Here is a 15,122-nt window from a genome sequence, read left to right on the forward strand (position 1 = left end):
ATATGACTGCATCATCCCCTTATGTCCTACTGATCAATCCAAACAGCTCGGAGGCAACGAGCGGGATGATGCTCGATATTGCCAGACGCAGGGCGGATGGACGGCTTCGGATTGAAGCCGCCACCGCCACGCGCAGCCCCTCGATGATCGTCAATGACGAGCAGCTTCATGCTTCGGCGGCACAGGTCATCGAAATCGGCAGAGGGCAGGATTCGAACTGTATCGGGGTCATCGTCAGCGCTTATGGTGATCCCGGTGTCGTGCATCTGCAGGAGATACTGGCCGTGCCGGTTCTTGGCATATGTGAAGCGTCGATGTTGGATGCAACACGAAATGGACGACGTTTCGGCATTGCGACAGTAACGCCGGATCTTGCCGATGCGATAGCGGCCCGGGCGGAAAGCCTCGGCCTGTCGCATCTTTATACAGGTATCCGTTGCACGCCCGGCGACCCTGAAAAGCTGGCGCGCGACGGCGCGCGTCTGCGCACTGAGCTGGAAGCGGCAGTGCGGTTATGCATCATGGATGGAGCGGAAGCGGTCATTATCGGCGGCGGACCGCTTGGGGAAGCGGCAGAACAACTGCGCGGAAGCTTCGATATTCCGATTGTGGCGCCGATCTCGTCAGCCGTGGAACTGATGATTGAAGCGCTCGACAATCAGCAGATTTGCGGAGAAGTGCAGGCCTGATCGCGAGTTCTATTTGCACGCTTCCCTCTTGGCCGAGAGGGAAGCGTGTTTTTGTCTGGACCGGTTTATCGCTGTTTGGCGAGGCCCTGTTCGCGCATCTGGCTGAGGCTCATTTTTGGTGAAAGTGCTTCGGGGTCGATGCGGATTTCGATCAGTCCCGGCTTGCCGGACTTTTCGCAAGCCTCGAAGGCCGGTGCAAAATCAGCCGTCTTTTCCACCACTTCGCCATGCAGGCCGTAAGCACGGGCAAGCGCTGCAAAATCGGGGTTGGCAAGACCGGTGCCTGAAACGCGGCCCGGATAGGTGCGCTCCTGATGCATGCGGATCGTGCCATACATGCCGTTATTGACGACGATGAAGATGGCATTGGCCCCGTATTGGGCTGCTGTTGCCAGCTCCTGCCCGTTCATGAGGAAGCAGCCGTCGCCTGCAAAGGCAACGACCGTGCGTTCCGGCGCCGTGAGCTTGGCCGCGACGGCAGCCGGTACGCCATAGCCCATCGAGCCGTTGGTCGGCGCAAGCTGGCTGCGATAGGTACGATACTGGTAGAAGCGATGCGGCCAGGCGGAGTAATTGCCTGCACCATTGGTTATGATGGCGTCGGCAGGCAGGTGCGCGCGCAGCCACTCCATCACTTCGCCCATCTGCACATCGCCGGGGATGACAGGCGCTTTGATATTGTCACGGTAATCGGCATTCGCGCTGTCCGTCCATGCCTTCCAGCGTGGATTGGCAACCGGCGCGAGCTTTGCCGCCGCAGCACAGAAGGCAGGCATGGAGGCATTGACCGGAACGTCTGCATGATAGACGCGGCCGAGTTCCTCTGCGCCCGGATGGATATGGACGAGCTTCTGCTGCGGCACCGGAATGGATACCAGTTCGTAGCCCTGTGTCGTCATTTCGCCGAGGCGCGCGCCGATCACGATCAGAAGATCGGCGTCGCGCACGCGCTGCGCCAGCTTGGGACTGATCGAGGTTCCCATTTCGCCCGCATAGAGCGGATGGGTATTGTCGAACATATCCTGGCAACGGAAGGATGCCGCGACCGGCAGGTGCATGTTCTCGGCAAATTTTTGCAGATCGCTGACGGCTCTAGCATCCCAGCCGCCACCGCCGACGATGACCAGAGGCCGCTCGGCCTTCGCGAGCAGCGCCTGCATGTCCTGGAGCTGGTCAGCGCCTGGATGCATCTGAACCTGCTTAAAGGCAGGTGCGTCGCTGACGGCGGCAAAAGATGTCAGCATGTCTTCCGGCAGTGCGATCACGACTGGGCCGGGGCGACCGTTGACGGCGCGGTGAAAGGCTTGGCTCACAAGTTCCGGTATGCGTGCGGCATCGTCGATCTGCACGACCCATTTGGCCATCTGGCCGAACATGCGGCGATAATCGATTTCCTGAAACGCTTCGCGCTCGACCTGATCGCTGGCGACCTGACCGATGAAAAGCAGCATCGGCGTCGAGTCCTGAAAGGCTGTATGTACACCGATGGAGGCATTGGTCGCGCCGGGACCGCGGGTGACGAAGCAGATGCCTGGCTTGCCGGTGAGCTTGCCATAGGCCTCCGCCATATAGGCCGCGCCGCCTTCCTGCCGGCAGACGATCAGGTCAATCGCGTCGCTGGAATCATGAAAGGCGTCAAGCGCTGCGAGATAGCTCTCGCCGGGGACGCAGAAGACCCGGTCAGTGCCATGGATGCGCAGCGCATCCACCAAAATCTGACCTCCGGTACGGGCATTGGGTTTGCTCGTCATGTGATGCATTTCCTCAATCTCACCATGTCTGGCTTGCCATTCCGGCTCGCCTTGCAAGGACGGTTTCTCCGCCTCTTTTCGAAAAAGATTGCCGTAAATTTCCGACAACCTATGTGTTTAGGGGAACGGGAATTCATGGTCAGACGCACCCAAATGGCCGAAAGGTGCACCGGGCCTGTTTAGTTTTACGGCAAAGTTTTCTTGTTCAGCCGTCTGCTTCTCCTCCCAGTCAAACACGCTGATATGAACATAGCCAGCGGTGCGAATACAGATTAAACATCATGACTAAACTGTATGAACTCATGATGCACCGGTATGGAGGAACGGCGATGGCCAAGGAAAACACGGGCAAGATTCGCATCGGTATTGGCGGATGGGCCTATGAACCGTGGGACAAGAGTTTTTATCCTGAAAAACTGTCGAAGAAGCGCCAGCTTGAATATGCCTCCAGCAAGCTCACATCCATTGAGATCAACAGCACTTATTACGGGCCGCAGAAGCCTGCGACCTTTGCCAAATGGCATGATGAAACGCCGGAAGGTTTTGTGTTTTCGCTGAAGGCGCCGCGTTTTTCCACCAATCGCCGCGTGCTGGCGGAGGCGGGCGAAAGCATTGAACGGTTCATGACCGGCGGCATGATGGAACTGAAGGACAAGCTCGGTGTGGTCAACTGGCAGTTCATGGGAACGAAGAAGTTCGATCCCGTGGATTTCGAGGCGTTTTTGAAGCTGCTGCCGAAGCGTGTGGACGGGCGCGATGTGCGCCATGCGGTCGAAGTGCGCCACGACAGTTTCAATTCACCGGACTTCATTGCCTTGCTGCGTGAATATGGGGTGGCCGTGGTGATTGCGGGCGACAGCGACTTTCCGCAATTTGCTGATATGACCGCGCCTTTCGCCTATCTTCGCATCATGGGAACGAAGGAAAGCGAACCGCTTGGCTATAGCGAAAGCGATCTCGACCAGTGGGCGGCGCGCGCGCAGGCGATAGCCGTGGGAGAAATTCCCGAAGGATTGAGGACCATCACGCCGCCTGTCGCCGATCATATCGCCCGCGATGTCTATCTCTATGTCATCAGCGGCTATAAGGCGCATAATCCGCATGCGGCCATGGCCTTGATTGAACGGATAAAATAATGCCTCGTGGTGACTGTTGATTTTCATCTGAGTCGCCTGAGCATCATGTCAAAATTCGATCTTTCCGCGCTTGAAGCCTTCGTTCATACCATTCCGCAGAATTACAAGGGGCCGGGCGGTGCGGTCGCGGTGCTGAAAGACGGCAAGGTCGTGCTGCGCCATGCATGGGGCTTTGCCGACCTTGCTGCGCGCAAGGCGATGACGCCCGAAACGCGTATGCCGATCTGCTCGGTCAGCAAGCAGTTCACCTGCGCCGTTCTGCTCGACAGTGTCGGCGAGCCGGAAGTACTTGACGATGCGCTGGCCGCCTATCTCGACAAGTTTGCGGAAAAGCGGCCAAGCGTGCGCGATCTGTGCAACAATCAGTCGGGCCTTCGCGATTACTGGGCGCTGACGGTTCTGTGTGGGGCCGATCCGGAAGGCGTTTTTCTGCCCGAACAGGCGCAAAGCCTGCTGCGCCGCCTGAAGACCACGCATTTTGCACCGGGCACGCATTATTCCTACTGCAACGGCAATTTCCGCATTCTGGCTGATCTAATCGAGCAGCATACGGGCCGGTCGCTTATCGAACTTCTGTCGAAACGCATTTTTCAGCCAGCGGGCATGAAGACGGCGGAGCTTATCCCCGATACCGCGCTGTTCAACGAGTGCACCGGCTATGAGGGCGATACGGTGCGCGGCTTCCTGCCTGCCGTCAACCGCCTCCACTGGATGGGTGATGCGGGCATCTGCGCGTCGCTGGACGACATGATTGCCTGGGAACAGTTCATCGACGCAACCCGCGACGACGAAAACGGAATCTATCGTCGCCTGAGCGGGCCGCAGACATTCCGCGATGGTGCGTCAGCGCCTTACGGTATGGGCCTCAAATTCGAGGAAACGGGCGGCAAGCGGCTGACCGGTCATGGTGGTGCTCTGCGCGGCTGGCGCTGCCAGCGCTGGCATTGCGCCGATGAGCGCCTCTCGACAATCGTCATGTTCAATTTCGAAGGCGGCGCATCTGACGTTGCCTTCAAGCTGATGAATATCGCGCTTGGCGTTTCCACATCGGAGCCGGTGCGGGTCGAAGCCGATGCCGCGTGGTTCGGCTCATGGCTCGACCGTGAAACAGGTCTTGTGCTGAGCCTCGAAGATGCGGGACGTGGATGCATGAAAGCACGTTTCAGCACCGGTCCGGAAATCATGGACGTGATGAGCGAGAACGAAGCGCATTCGTCAATGACCACAATCCGTCGCGATGGTGATACGATCCATCTGGCGCGTGAGGATGAAAATCTGAGCCTGACGATGCAGCGCCTGAAAGGTACGGCGAAGCAGGATATTGCGGGGCGTTATCGCAGCGACGAACTTGAGGCCGATCTTTTGATCGTCAATGAGGGCGGTGCTTTCTATGGAGCCTTTGAAGGATTTCTCGGCAAAAGCGATATGTATTCGCTCTATGAGGCGGGACCGGATGTCTGGCTGCTGCCGGTGCAACGCTCGATGGATGCGCCGTCGCCGGGGGAATGGAAACTTGTCTTCCATCGCGATGCCAAAGGCGAGATAACAGGCATGACCGTCGGCTGCTGGCTGGCACGGCATGTGGACTACAGGAGAATTCAGGAATGAGCGAACTGAAAGTCAGAACCCGCGAGACGGGCGCCGTCGCCGAAATGCCGCATGGAAAGCTGCCTGTCATCACTACGCCGACCGGCGGCGTGGTTGAAATCGTCACCAGTGTCAGTCAGGCAGGGTTTAACCCGCTCGACCTCATCTATTCGTCGGTCGCCGCCTGCATGGCGCTCAGCGCACGTATTGCCGCTGGCAAGCTTGAACTGAAGGAAAAACTGACCAATGTTCGGGTGGAAGTGAAGGGCGACAAAGCCCACGAAGGGCCGTCGCGTATCGAACGGTTCAACATCACCTTCCATTTCGATGGCGATCTGACGGATGATGAAAAACATCGCCTTGCCGAAATGGCCGAGGAAATCTGTACGGTCAGCAATACGCTGCGCGGCGAGCCGCAGTTTGATCTGAACGTGTCCTAACGTTCAGATCACGTCCCGAATACGCTCGACGCCGACCTTAATGACGTTTTCCATCGCCAGACGCGCCTTTTGCGGATCACGCGATGCAATGGCATGCGCAATGCGCAGGTGATTGGCCGCGCATTCGGTAATGCCCTCGCGCGAAGCCGCTGGTGAGGAGAGCTGAAATGAGACTGCCAGTGCCGCCTCAATTAATCCGCTGACCGAACGCATGAACGGGTTACCGGACATGCGGGCAATGGCAAGATGGAATTCAAGATCGACCTTGGCGATGGATTCCGGCGTGTGGCTTGGATCGTCGAACTTGGCAGCGAGCGCGTAAAGCTCGACAATCTCGTCGCTGGAAGCGCGCTCTGCTGCCGCGGCTGCGGCTGCCGGTTCCAGTGCCATGCGCATTTCGGCCAGATGGTCCACGAAGACCTCATCGAAGCCTGCTTCAAAGCGCCATGTCAGCACATCGGGATCGAAGAAGTTCCAGCTTGCATGGCCCAGAACACGCGTGCCGACCTTGGCCTTGGGTTCGATCAGGCGCTTGGCGGCAAGTGTTTTCATCGCCTCCCGCAAAACTGTGCGGGAGACGCCGAAGCGCAACGACAGTTCATGATCGCCCGGAAGGATGGACCCTTCGGGAATGGTGCCCGCGACGATGCCACGACCCAATTCCCCCACGACGACTGCGTGACTATTATGGCGCTTGCGTCCGGTTATGGCCGTTTCCAGCAATCCCAATTCAGGCCTCCTTCATACGTTGCCTGGTTAGATATTTGTTTCAACGCGCATCTTGCCCGAAAACCGTTTCCCACTTTTCGGGATGCGCTTTAGATCCGAGAACCACGCAAGTCCTCGTTGCAGGGCAATAAACAGGAACAGCAATATACCGATTGCTATTTTCGTCCACCAGGAAGACAGCGTGCCGTCAAAAACAATGTAGGTCTGGATCAGCCCCTGAATGAGAATGCCGACGAATGTTCCGGCCACAAGGCCTGCACCGCCCGTCAGCAAGGTGCCGCCGATCACCACCGAAGCGATGGCGTCCAGTTCCACCCCGACCGTCGCCAGCGAATAGCCTGACGAGGTGTAAAGCGTATAGACGATCCCGGCGAGGCCGGAAAGGATGCCTGACATCGTATAGATGCCAATTGTCGTGCGGGCAATCGGAACGCCCATCAGTTCCGCCGACTGCTGGTTTCCACCCAGCGCATAGATATTGGCGCCGAAGCGCGTGCGATGAGCGATGATGCCGCCGATGATGAAGACTGCGAGCATGAGCATGGCGATGAATGTCAGCCTGCCGCCACCGGGAAGGCGGAAATAAAGCCCCTGCAACGTATCGAGAAATGGATGCGCGATGGGCACGGATTGCGTCGAGATGAGAAATGCTGCGCCGCGTGCCAGAAACATGCCGGCAAGTGTTGCCACGAAAGGCGGGATGCCGAGGAAATGGATCATCATGCCCATCCACGCCCCGAACAATGCAGCAATCACCAGAACGAGCGCGAAGGCCACAAGCGGATGCACCCCAAGCTGTCCGACCAGCACGGCAACGAAGACACTTGTAAAGGCGATGACGGAGCCGACCGAAAGATCGATGCCGCCGGAGATAATCACAAAGGTCATGCCGACTGCGGCAATGCCGAGAAAGGCATTGTCCGTCAGAAGATTGCCGATGACCCGTGTCGACAGCATGTTCGGAAACTGGATGACGCAGAGCGCATAGGCGAGCAGGAAGATCGCGACTGTGGTCAGGAAAGGCAGATTGCGAAGAGCTCTCATTGCCGTGCTCCCTGCTGGCTTTGGCCGACTGTGTTGGCTCCATTGCCCTTGCGTTCGGAGCGCAGGAAGGTGATGAGCTGGACTATTGCCGGCGACTGGAAGGTGAGCACGATCACGATGATGACCGCCTTGATGATGAGGTTGAATTCCGGTGGAAAGCCCGCCATCAGGATGCCTGTGTTGATCGACTGGATGATGAGCGCGCCGAGCAGCGAGGCCATGATCGAGAAACGCCCGCCATTAAGCGATGTGCCACCGATGACGACGGCCAGAATGGCGTCGAGTTCAAGCCACAGTCCGGCATTGTTGGCATCCGCGCCGCGAATATCCGCCGTCGCGATCAGCCCCGCAAGGGCAGCGCCAACGCCCGAAACTGCATAGACGCTGAACAGCAGGAACCTCGCCTTGACGCCCGCCAGCATGGCGGCGCGCCGATTGATGCCGGTTGCTTCAATCAGAAAGCCGAGAGCGCTGGAACGCACCGCGATACCGACTACCAGCCCGGCGAAAATCCAGATCAGCACCGGGATGGGTATGCCGAGAAATGCGCCGGAGCCTAGCGCTGCAAAGGAATCATTGTTGAAGGTCAGGATTGCGCCTTCGGTGATAAGCTGTGCGATGCCGCGCCCTGCTACCATCAGAATGAGCGTTGCAATGATCGGCTGGATATCGAAGACGGCAACCAGAAACCCGTTCCACAAGCCGCAGAGAAGACCGACGCCGAGCGCTGCTGGAATGACAACTGCAAGGGGATAGCCTGCGACGATCAGCGATGCGGCAAAGGCGCCACTGATAGCCATGACAGCGCCGACGGACAGATCTATGCCACGCGTTGCGATCACCAGTGTCATGCCGACGGCCAGAATCGCGACGGGCGCTGCACGTACCAGAATGTCGATCAGGCTGCCGTAGAGCCGCCCGTTCTGAAACGAGATGTCGAGAAAACCGGGCGCGATAATTGTATTTGCCGTCAGGATCAGCACCAGAGCTGCCAGTTGCGGTGACAGCCTTTTCAGCTTTCTGCCCATGCGGTTCATCATGCCGCAGTTTCCTTTTCGCTTCCGGTCTCTGCGATTGCCCGGACGATATTGTCGGCGGTGATTTCCTCACCCGTGAGTTCAGCGACGTGGCGGCGATCGGACAGGACGACGACGCGGTTGGCGACGGCGGCAAGCTCTTCGAATTCGGACGAGATGATGACCAGCGACATGCCTTCGGCGCAGAGTTCGCCAATAAGCTTCAGGATTTCAGCATGGGCGCCGATATCGATGCCGCGCGTCGGCTCATCGAGGATCAGCAGGCGGGGGTCGGTGGCGAGCCAGCGCGCCAGTATGGCCTTCTGCTGATTGCCGCCGGATAGGAACTTGATCGGCTTGTCGGGGTCGGGCGGACGAATATCGAGCGCCTTGATGTAGCGCTGGGCAAGCGCCGTCTTCTCGCGTGAGGAAATCGGTCTGGACCAGCCGCGCTTGGCCTGAACGGCCAGCGCAATGTTTTCGGCAACCGAGAAATCGCCGATGATGCCATCGGTCTTGCGTTCCTCCGGGCAGAAGGCGAAACGTTCGCCAATCGCCGCGACGGGCGAGGGGAGCCTGATTTCCTTTCCGTCGACGGTCAGTGTCCCGCTGTCGGTCTGATCGACGCCGAACATCAAAAGTGCTGTTTCGGTTCGGCCAGAACCGAGCAGCCCTGCAATGCCGACGGCTTCTCCGGGCTTGATGGCGAGATCGAACGGGGCGACGCTGCCTTGTCTGCCGAAGTCCGCAAAGCGGATCGGCGCGACCGTCTCGCGGCTTACTTCTTCGGTGAGCTGGCGGCGCACGGTTTCCTGCAACTGGTGGCCGAGCATCATGGAAATGAGATCGGTGCGCGGCAATTCCGATAGATTGCGGCTTCCAACCAGACGACCGTTGCGCAGCACGGTGGCGCAATCAGCAATCGCGTAGACCTGATCCAGAAAATGCGTGATGACGACAATGCCGAGACCTTCGGCCTTCAATTGACGCAGCACGCCGAACAGCATTTCGACTTCGCGCGCGTCGAGGCTGGCGGTTGGTTCGTCAAGAACGAGTACCTTGCCCGACAGGTCGACAGCACGCGCAATCGCAATGATCTGCCGTATGGCGACTGAATAAGCGGAAAGGGGCACGCCGACATCGATGGCGAGGCCATAGCGGGCAAGGAGACTTGCCGCATCCTTTTCCAAACGGCTACGGTCGACCAACCCGAAACGTTTCGGCTGGCGCCCCAGAAACAGGTTTTCGGCGACCGTCAGATTTTCGAGAAGGTTGACCTCCTGATAGACCGTGCCGATGCCGAGCGTCTGCGCTTCCGCCACGGAAGCGGGCGCAATCGGCTGGCCGTCAAGTAGGATCGAACCGTCGAAGCCATGATAGGCGCCCGTCAAGATCTTGATGAGCGTCGATTTGCCCGCGCCGTTTTCGCCGAGCAGCGCGTGAATTTCACCACGGTTGAGCGTGAAATCGACGTGATCGAGTGCGGTCACGCCCAGAAAAGATTTGGTGATCGAACGGGCTTCAAGAAGCGGCATTGCGGCCGCCGATGGAGCGTCTTTTGCAGCCATGGCAGTCTTCCATTGCATGTGCAAAGGTCATTCCGGGCCGCGATAAACGCGGCCCGAAGACGAGGGGATCAGTAGCCGAGGCCCTTCTTGGCTTCGTAGACGGCCTTCGGGTCGTCAGCCTGGGTGTAGAGCTTCGATTCCGTCTGGATCCACTTCGGCGGAACGGTGCCCTTGTCCTTGAAGGCTTCAATCGCGTCGAAGGCCGGGCCAGCCATGTTTGGCGTCAGCTCGACGGTCGCGTTGGCTTCACCATTGGCCATGGCCTGGAAAATATCCGGCACGGAATCGATCGATACGATTTTGATCTCGGTGCCCGGCTTCAATCCGGCTTCCTTGATGGCCTGAATGGCACCGACGGCCATGTCGTCATTGTGGGCATAGACAGCGCAGATATTCTTGCCGCCACCTTCAGCCTTGATAAAGCTTTCCATGACTTCCTTGCCCTTGGTGCGGGTGAAGTCACCGGTCTGCGAGCGGGAAATCTTGATGTTGTCGTGGCCCTTGATCGCGTCCTCGAAGCCCTTCTTGCGGTTGATCGCCGGCGAGGAACCGGTGGTGCCTTGAAGCTCGACGACATTGCACGGCTTGTCGCCCACGTCCTTCACCAGCCAGTCACCGGCAACTTTGCCTTCATGAACCTGATCGGAGGTAACGGCGGTGAGATAAAGATCTTCCGGCGAATCGATCTGGCGATCAAGCAGGACAACCGGAATTTCCGCTTCCTTGGCTTCCTTCAAAACTGCATCCCAGCCCGTGGAGACCACTGGCGCTATCAGGATCGCGTCGACGCCTTGCGCGATGAAGCCACGCACGGCCTTGATCTGGTTTTCTTGCTTCTGCTGGGCATCGGCGAATTTGAGCGTGTAACCACGCTTTTCAGCTTCCTGCTTGGTCAGGGCCGTTTCTGCGGCACGCCAGCCTGATTCCGAGCCAATCTGCGAAAAGCCGACCGTCAGCGATGCGGCGGATGCGCTGGAAATCAGGGCAAGCGAAGATGCTGAGATCAGTGCGGCCGTCAGGGCCGTCAAACTGCGTTTCATGGTGGTTCCTCCCATTAAGGCCCTCCCGGCCTCGTCATTTATGAAGCATATAATATTACTTTATGGCAAGTATCTTTCGGCGTTTCCCAACAAAATGCCGGTGCGACAAACGGGCAATTTTCTCGTTTGTTGATATAAAACAAAGGCTTGTATCCGTCTTCATATGGCAGGCTTTTCCAACCAGTGGGGCGGGTGCGTCTGCTTGCTTGACAAAGCGGGCTGGAGCAAAATAGTCATATTAATAACGCGAACCGTATATTGACGCCGTATGGTGTCTTCAAGCGGTCGGGGTGAATTCCGCAATGGGTAATGCGGAAAATGGGAGGATCAATGTTACGTCTGGTACAGTTCCGCGATGCGGGCGGTGAAACGCGTGTGGCTGCATGCGGTGATGATGGTGTGGCGCATGTCGTCAAAGGCGCGTCCACGACCTATGAACTGGCCTGGGCGGCAATTCAGGCAGGCATTGGCCTCGCAGAGCAGGTTGAGCGGAGCGGTAAGGGCGAAGCCGTCGATCTCGACGCCGCTTTGGCTGCGGGCCGCGTCGGCCTGCCGATCACCCATTCCGATCCGGCTCATTTGATCGTTGCTGGCACCGGCCTCACACATCTTGGCTCTGCTGACGGTCGCGACAAGATGCACAAGGCTGCGCAGGCTGCCGAAAAGCCGACCGATTCGATGCGCATGTTCCTGATGGGCGTCGAGGGCGGCAAGCCGAAGCCGGGCCAGACCGGCGTTCAGCCGGAATGGTTCTATAAGGGCGATGGTTCCGCGCTGGTCGCGACTGGCGGCGAACTGGTTTCGCCTTCCTTCGCCGAGGATGGCGGCGAAGAGCCGGAACTTGCAGGTATTTATCTGATCGGACCGGATGGCGCGCCGCACCGTCTCGGCTTCTGCCTTGCCAATGAATTCTCCGATCACGTGACCGAAAAGCAGAACTATCTCTGGCTCGCCCATTCCAAGCTGCGTCAGGCGTCGCTGGGGCCGGAGCTTTATGTGGGTAGCCTGCCGGATCACGTCGAAGGTGTTTCGCGTATTCGCCGCGGCGATGAGGTGATCTTCGAAAAGCCGTTCCTGTCGGGCGAAGCGAACATGTCGCACACAATCGCCAATCTGGAACATCACCATTTCAAATACGAGCTGTTCCGCCGACCGGGCGATATTCACGTCCATTTCTTCGGCACGGCAACCTTGTCTTTCTCGGAAGGCGTGAAGACGCAAGTCGGCGATCAGTTCGAGATTTCGGCCAAGCCGTTCGGTTATCCGCTGGTCAACAGGCTGGCGCAGGCCCCAGCCGAAGATGCCGAAGATATTGCCGTGAAGGCGCTCTGAAATGGCTGCACAATCGAACATCGCTCTCGCAATCGTCGGTCTCGGCAAGATTGCACGTGACCAGCACCTGCCGTCCATTGAAGCCGTCGATGGTATCGAGCTGAAAGCCATTGCCAGCCGCAATGCCGGGCTGGACGGCCTGCCGTCTTTTCATGATATCGAGCAATTGCTGGCGTCGGAAGTCGCTATTGACGCGGTTTCGCTCTGCACGCCGCCGCAGGGGCGTTTCCAGCAGGCCTACGCGGCCCTGAAGGCACGCAAGCATGTAATGCTGGAAAAGCCTCCCGGCGCGACCATTTCTGAAGTGCAGGCGCTGGAGCGGCTCGCTGAAAAGCAGGGCGTATCGCTTTATGCGACATGGCATTCACGTGAGGCGGCGGCGGTGGAACCGGCCCGCGATTTCCTGAAGGATGCCGCGATCCGCTCGGTTGCGGTTGCCTGGAAGGAAGATGTGCGGCACTGGCATCCGGGCCAACAATGGATCTGGGAGCCGGGTGGGCTTGGCGTGTTCGATCCGGGTATCAATGCGCTTTCCATCGTCACGCATATTTTGCCGGAGCGCTTCTTCCTGACGCAATCCGATCTGTATTTCCCGGAAAATCGCGCCGCGCCGATTGCCGCCGACCTTCAATTCCAGACAGAAAGCGGCATACCGGTTTCGTTCGAACTGGATTGGCGCCAGACAGGCCCGCAGACATGGGACATTCGCGTCGAGACCGACAGGGGCACGGTTCTGCTCAGCCATGGCGGTAGTCGACTGACCATTGCGGGGACTGAAAAAATGGCCGAGCCGGATCGCGAATATCAGCGTCTTTACAAGCATTTTGTGCAATTGATCGGTGCGGGGCGTTCGGATGTCGATCTCGCTCCGCTGACGCACGTCGCCGATGCTTTCCTGTTTGGAAAACGGCGCGTGGTCGAAGCATTTGAAGATTAGGAAATGAGGTTGTCGCAACGCGGCCTCTTACCCAGCAGGACAAAGACATGAATAAGCCCGTCACTCCGAAAACTCCAAAGTTCCGCTCGCGCGCATGGTTCGACAATCCAGACAATGTCGACATGACGGCGCTCTATCTTGAGCGCTACATGAATTACGGCTTGAGCCAGGAAGAATTGCAGTCGGGCCGCCCGATCATCGGGATCGCGCAGACGGGTTCCGACCTCTCACCTTGTAACCGGCATCATCTGGAACTGGCCAAGCGCGTGCGCGAAGGTGTTCGTGAGGCAGGCGGTATCGTCATCGAATTTCCGGTTCATCCTATACAGGAAACCGGCAAGCGCCCGACCGCAGGTCTGGACCGCAACCTCGCCTATCTTGGCCTCGTGGAAGTGCTTTACGGCTATCCGCTCGATGGCGTCGTGCTGACGATTGGTTGCGACAAGACCACGCCTGCCTGCCTGATGGCTGCCGCGACGGTCAATATTCCGGCGATTGCGCTTTCGGTCGGCCCGATGCTCAATGGCTGGTTCCGTGGCGAGCGTACCGGTTCGGGTACCATTGTCTGGAAGGCACGCGAACTTCTGGCCAAGGGCGAGATCGATTATCAGGGCTTTGTGAAACTGGTTGCTTCCTCGGCACCGTCCACTGGCTATTGCAATACGATGGGCACGGCTACAACCATGAACTCGCTTGCTGAAGCGCTGGGCATGCAGCTTCCGGGTTCTGCGGCTATTCCGGCACCTTACCGTGACCGTCAGGAAGTGTCCTATCTGACCGGTCGCCGTATCGTCGAGATGGTCTATGAAGACCTCAAGCCTTCCGACATTTTGACCAAGGACGCTTTTGTCAACGCCATCCGCGTCAATTCCGCCATTGGCGGCTCGACCAATGCGCCAATCCATCTGAACGCGCTCGCCCGCCATGTCGGCGTGGAGCTGACGGTCGATGACTGGCAGAAATATGGTGAGGAAATCCCGCTTCTGGTCAATCTGCAACCGGCTGGTGAATATCTCGGTGAAGATTATTACCATGCGGGCGGTGTGCCAGCCGTCGTCAATCAGCTAATGGGGCAGGGCCTCATCAACGAGGATGCGCTGACCGTCAATGGCAAGACCATCGGCGAAAACTGCAAGAACGCCACCATTGAAGACAGCAATGTCATCAAGACCTATGATCAGCCACTGAAGAAGCATGCCGGTTTCCGCGTGCTGCGTGGCAATCTGTTCTCGTCGGCGATTATGAAGCTCAGCGTTATTTCGGACGAGTTCCGCAATCGCTATCTGTCCGACGATAAAGACCCGAACGCCTTTGAAGGCAAGGCGGTCGTGTTCGACGGACCGGAGGATTACCATCACCGCATCGATGATCCGTCGCTGGAAATCGATGAGCATACGGTGCTTTTTATGCGCGGTGCCGGCCCGATCGGCTATCCGGGGGCGGCGGAAGTCGTCAATATGCGAGCGCCGGATTATCTTTTGAAGAAGGGTATCAGCTCGCTGCCATGCATTGGCGATGGTCGCCAGTCGGGTACGTCGGGTTCACCGTCAATCCTCAACGCCTCGCCGGAAGCTGCCGCTGGCGGCGGTCTGGCAATTCTGAAAACCGGCGACCGTGTGCGCATCGATCTCGGTCGCGGCGCGGCGGATATTCTGATCTCTGACGAAGAACTGGCAGCGCGTCACAAGGCTCTGGAAGCGGCTGGGGGCTTCAAGTATCCGGAAAGCCAAACGCCGTGGCAGGAAATCCAGCGCGCCGTTGTCGGCCAGATGGAAACCGGCGCGGTTCTCGAAAACGCGGTCAAATATCAGGACATCGCGCATACGCGTGGCCTGCCGCGAGATAACCACTAA

13 protein-coding genes are annotated in these 15,122 nt (G+C 58.4%); 7 read left to right on the forward strand and 6 right to left on the reverse strand.

The window, feature by feature from the left end; genetic code table 11:
* The first annotated feature begins 2 nt into the window (after positions 1 to 2).
* Positions 3 to 689, forward strand: coding sequence for an aspartate/glutamate racemase family protein (locus FIB18_RS15565; protein ID WP_140021570.1), 687 nt, complete (start codon positions 3 to 5; stop codon positions 687 to 689).
* A 65-nt stretch (positions 690 to 754) separates the two neighbouring features.
* Here the strand turns inward: FIB18_RS15565 and FIB18_RS15570 are convergent, their stop codons facing one another.
* Positions 755 to 2,440 carry a thiamine pyrophosphate-binding protein gene (locus FIB18_RS15570; RefSeq protein WP_140021571.1) on the reverse strand — a complete coding sequence of 562 codons (1,686 nt, stop codon included), beginning with the start codon at positions 2,438 to 2,440 and terminating at the stop codon, positions 755 to 757.
* A gap of 329 nt (positions 2,441 to 2,769) precedes the next feature.
* Between FIB18_RS15570 and FIB18_RS15575 the strand changes: the two genes are divergently transcribed.
* From FIB18_RS15575 to FIB18_RS15585, 3 genes are read left to right on the forward strand one after another with little or no spacing between them, the layout of a single operon-like run.
* Entirely contained in the window at positions 2,770 to 3,576 is an 807-nt protein-coding gene (locus FIB18_RS15575) for a DUF72 domain-containing protein (RefSeq protein ID WP_140021572.1), read from the forward strand.
* Positions 3,577 to 3,621: 45 nt separating this feature from the next.
* The gene (locus FIB18_RS15580) at positions 3,622 to 5,184 is read left to right on the forward strand and encodes a D-aminopeptidase (RefSeq protein ID WP_140021573.1); all 1,563 of its coding nucleotides are present in this window, start codon (positions 3,622 to 3,624) and stop codon (positions 5,182 to 5,184) included.
* The gene (locus FIB18_RS15585; RefSeq protein WP_140021574.1) at positions 5,181 to 5,603 is read left to right on the forward strand and encodes an OsmC family protein; all 423 of its coding nucleotides are present in this window, start codon (positions 5,181 to 5,183) and stop codon (positions 5,601 to 5,603) included. Before FIB18_RS15580 ends, FIB18_RS15585 begins: the two co-directional genes overlap by 4 nt.
* A gap of 3 nt (positions 5,604 to 5,606) precedes the next feature.
* Here the strand turns inward: FIB18_RS15585 and FIB18_RS15590 are convergent, their stop codons facing one another.
* The 5 genes from FIB18_RS15590 to ytfQ form a co-directional block, all read right to left on the reverse strand.
* Positions 5,607 to 6,332, reverse strand: a complete 726-nt coding sequence (locus FIB18_RS15590) for a FadR/GntR family transcriptional regulator (protein ID WP_140021575.1) — start codon at positions 6,330 to 6,332, stop codon at positions 5,607 to 5,609.
* Positions 6,333 to 6,359: 27 nt separating this feature from the next.
* The gene (gene yjfF, locus FIB18_RS15595) at positions 6,360 to 7,376 is read right to left on the reverse strand and encodes a galactofuranose ABC transporter, permease protein YjfF (RefSeq protein WP_140021576.1); all 1,017 of its coding nucleotides are present in this window, start codon (positions 7,374 to 7,376) and stop codon (positions 6,360 to 6,362) included.
* Positions 7,373 to 8,416 carry an ABC transporter permease gene (locus FIB18_RS15600; protein WP_140021577.1) on the reverse strand — a complete coding sequence of 348 codons (1,044 nt, stop codon included), beginning with the start codon at positions 8,414 to 8,416 and terminating at the stop codon, positions 7,373 to 7,375. Before FIB18_RS15600 ends, yjfF begins: the two co-directional genes overlap by 4 nt.
* A complete protein-coding gene (locus tag FIB18_RS15605) occupies positions 8,413 to 9,960 on the reverse strand; it encodes a sugar ABC transporter ATP-binding protein (RefSeq protein WP_140021578.1) in 1,548 nt (515 codons plus the stop codon). The genes FIB18_RS15600 and FIB18_RS15605 overlap by 4 nt, the downstream gene beginning before the upstream one ends.
* Before the next feature lie 68 nt (positions 9,961 to 10,028).
* A complete protein-coding gene (ytfQ, locus tag FIB18_RS15610) occupies positions 10,029 to 11,000 on the reverse strand; it encodes a galactofuranose ABC transporter, galactofuranose-binding protein YtfQ (RefSeq protein WP_140021579.1) in 972 nt (323 codons plus the stop codon).
* A 330-nt stretch (positions 11,001 to 11,330) separates the two neighbouring features.
* Here ytfQ and araD1 point away from each other — a divergent pair, with 330 nt between their 5' ends.
* Genes araD1 through FIB18_RS15625 form a run of 3 tightly spaced genes read left to right on the forward strand, consistent with a single transcriptional unit; the run spans position 11,331 to position 15,122 of the window.
* A complete protein-coding gene (araD1, locus tag FIB18_RS15615) occupies positions 11,331 to 12,332 on the forward strand; it encodes an AraD1 family protein (RefSeq protein ID WP_140021580.1) in 1,002 nt (333 codons plus the stop codon).
* Position 12,333: 1 nt separating this feature from the next.
* Positions 12,334 to 13,269, forward strand: a complete 936-nt coding sequence (locus tag FIB18_RS15620; protein ID WP_140021581.1) for a Gfo/Idh/MocA family protein — start codon at positions 12,334 to 12,336, stop codon at positions 13,267 to 13,269.
* A 47-nt stretch (positions 13,270 to 13,316) separates the two neighbouring features.
* Positions 13,317 to 15,122 (forward strand): IlvD/Edd family dehydratase, encoded by a 1,806-nt coding sequence (locus FIB18_RS15625; protein ID WP_140021582.1) that lies wholly within the window; start codon positions 13,317 to 13,319, stop codon positions 15,120 to 15,122.

The sequence above is a fragment of the Brucella pecoris genome (genome assembly GCF_006376675.1).
Classification (GTDB): domain Bacteria; phylum Pseudomonadota; class Alphaproteobacteria; order Rhizobiales; family Rhizobiaceae; genus Brucella; species Brucella pecoris.

Coding starts and splice junctions, on each gene's coding strand:
- FIB18_RS15565 (WP_140021570.1), top strand. CDS start 3: ATGACTGCATCATCCCCTTATGTCCTACTGATCAATCCAAACAGCTCG.
- FIB18_RS15570 (WP_140021571.1), bottom strand. CDS start 2,440: ATGACGAGCAAACCCAATGCCCGTACCGGAGGTCAGATTTTGGTGGAT.
- FIB18_RS15575 (WP_140021572.1), top strand. CDS start 2,770: ATGGCCAAGGAAAACACGGGCAAGATTCGCATCGGTATTGGCGGATGG.
- FIB18_RS15580 (WP_140021573.1), top strand. CDS start 3,622: ATGTCAAAATTCGATCTTTCCGCGCTTGAAGCCTTCGTTCATACCATT.
- FIB18_RS15585 (WP_140021574.1), top strand. CDS start 5,181: ATGAGCGAACTGAAAGTCAGAACCCGCGAGACGGGCGCCGTCGCCGAA.
- yjfF (WP_140021576.1), bottom strand. CDS start 7,376: ATGAGAGCTCTTCGCAATCTGCCTTTCCTGACCACAGTCGCGATCTTC.
- FIB18_RS15600 (WP_140021577.1), bottom strand. CDS start 8,416: ATGATGAACCGCATGGGCAGAAAGCTGAAAAGGCTGTCACCGCAACTG.
- FIB18_RS15605 (WP_140021578.1), bottom strand. CDS start 9,960: ATGGCTGCAAAAGACGCTCCATCGGCGGCCGCAATGCCGCTTCTTGAA.
- ytfQ (WP_140021579.1), bottom strand. CDS start 11,000: ATGAAACGCAGTTTGACGGCCCTGACGGCCGCACTGATCTCAGCATCT.
- araD1 (WP_140021580.1), top strand. CDS start 11,331: ATGTTACGTCTGGTACAGTTCCGCGATGCGGGCGGTGAAACGCGTGTG.
- FIB18_RS15620 (WP_140021581.1), top strand. CDS start 12,334: ATGGCTGCACAATCGAACATCGCTCTCGCAATCGTCGGTCTCGGCAAG.
- FIB18_RS15625 (WP_140021582.1), top strand. CDS start 13,317: ATGAATAAGCCCGTCACTCCGAAAACTCCAAAGTTCCGCTCGCGCGCA.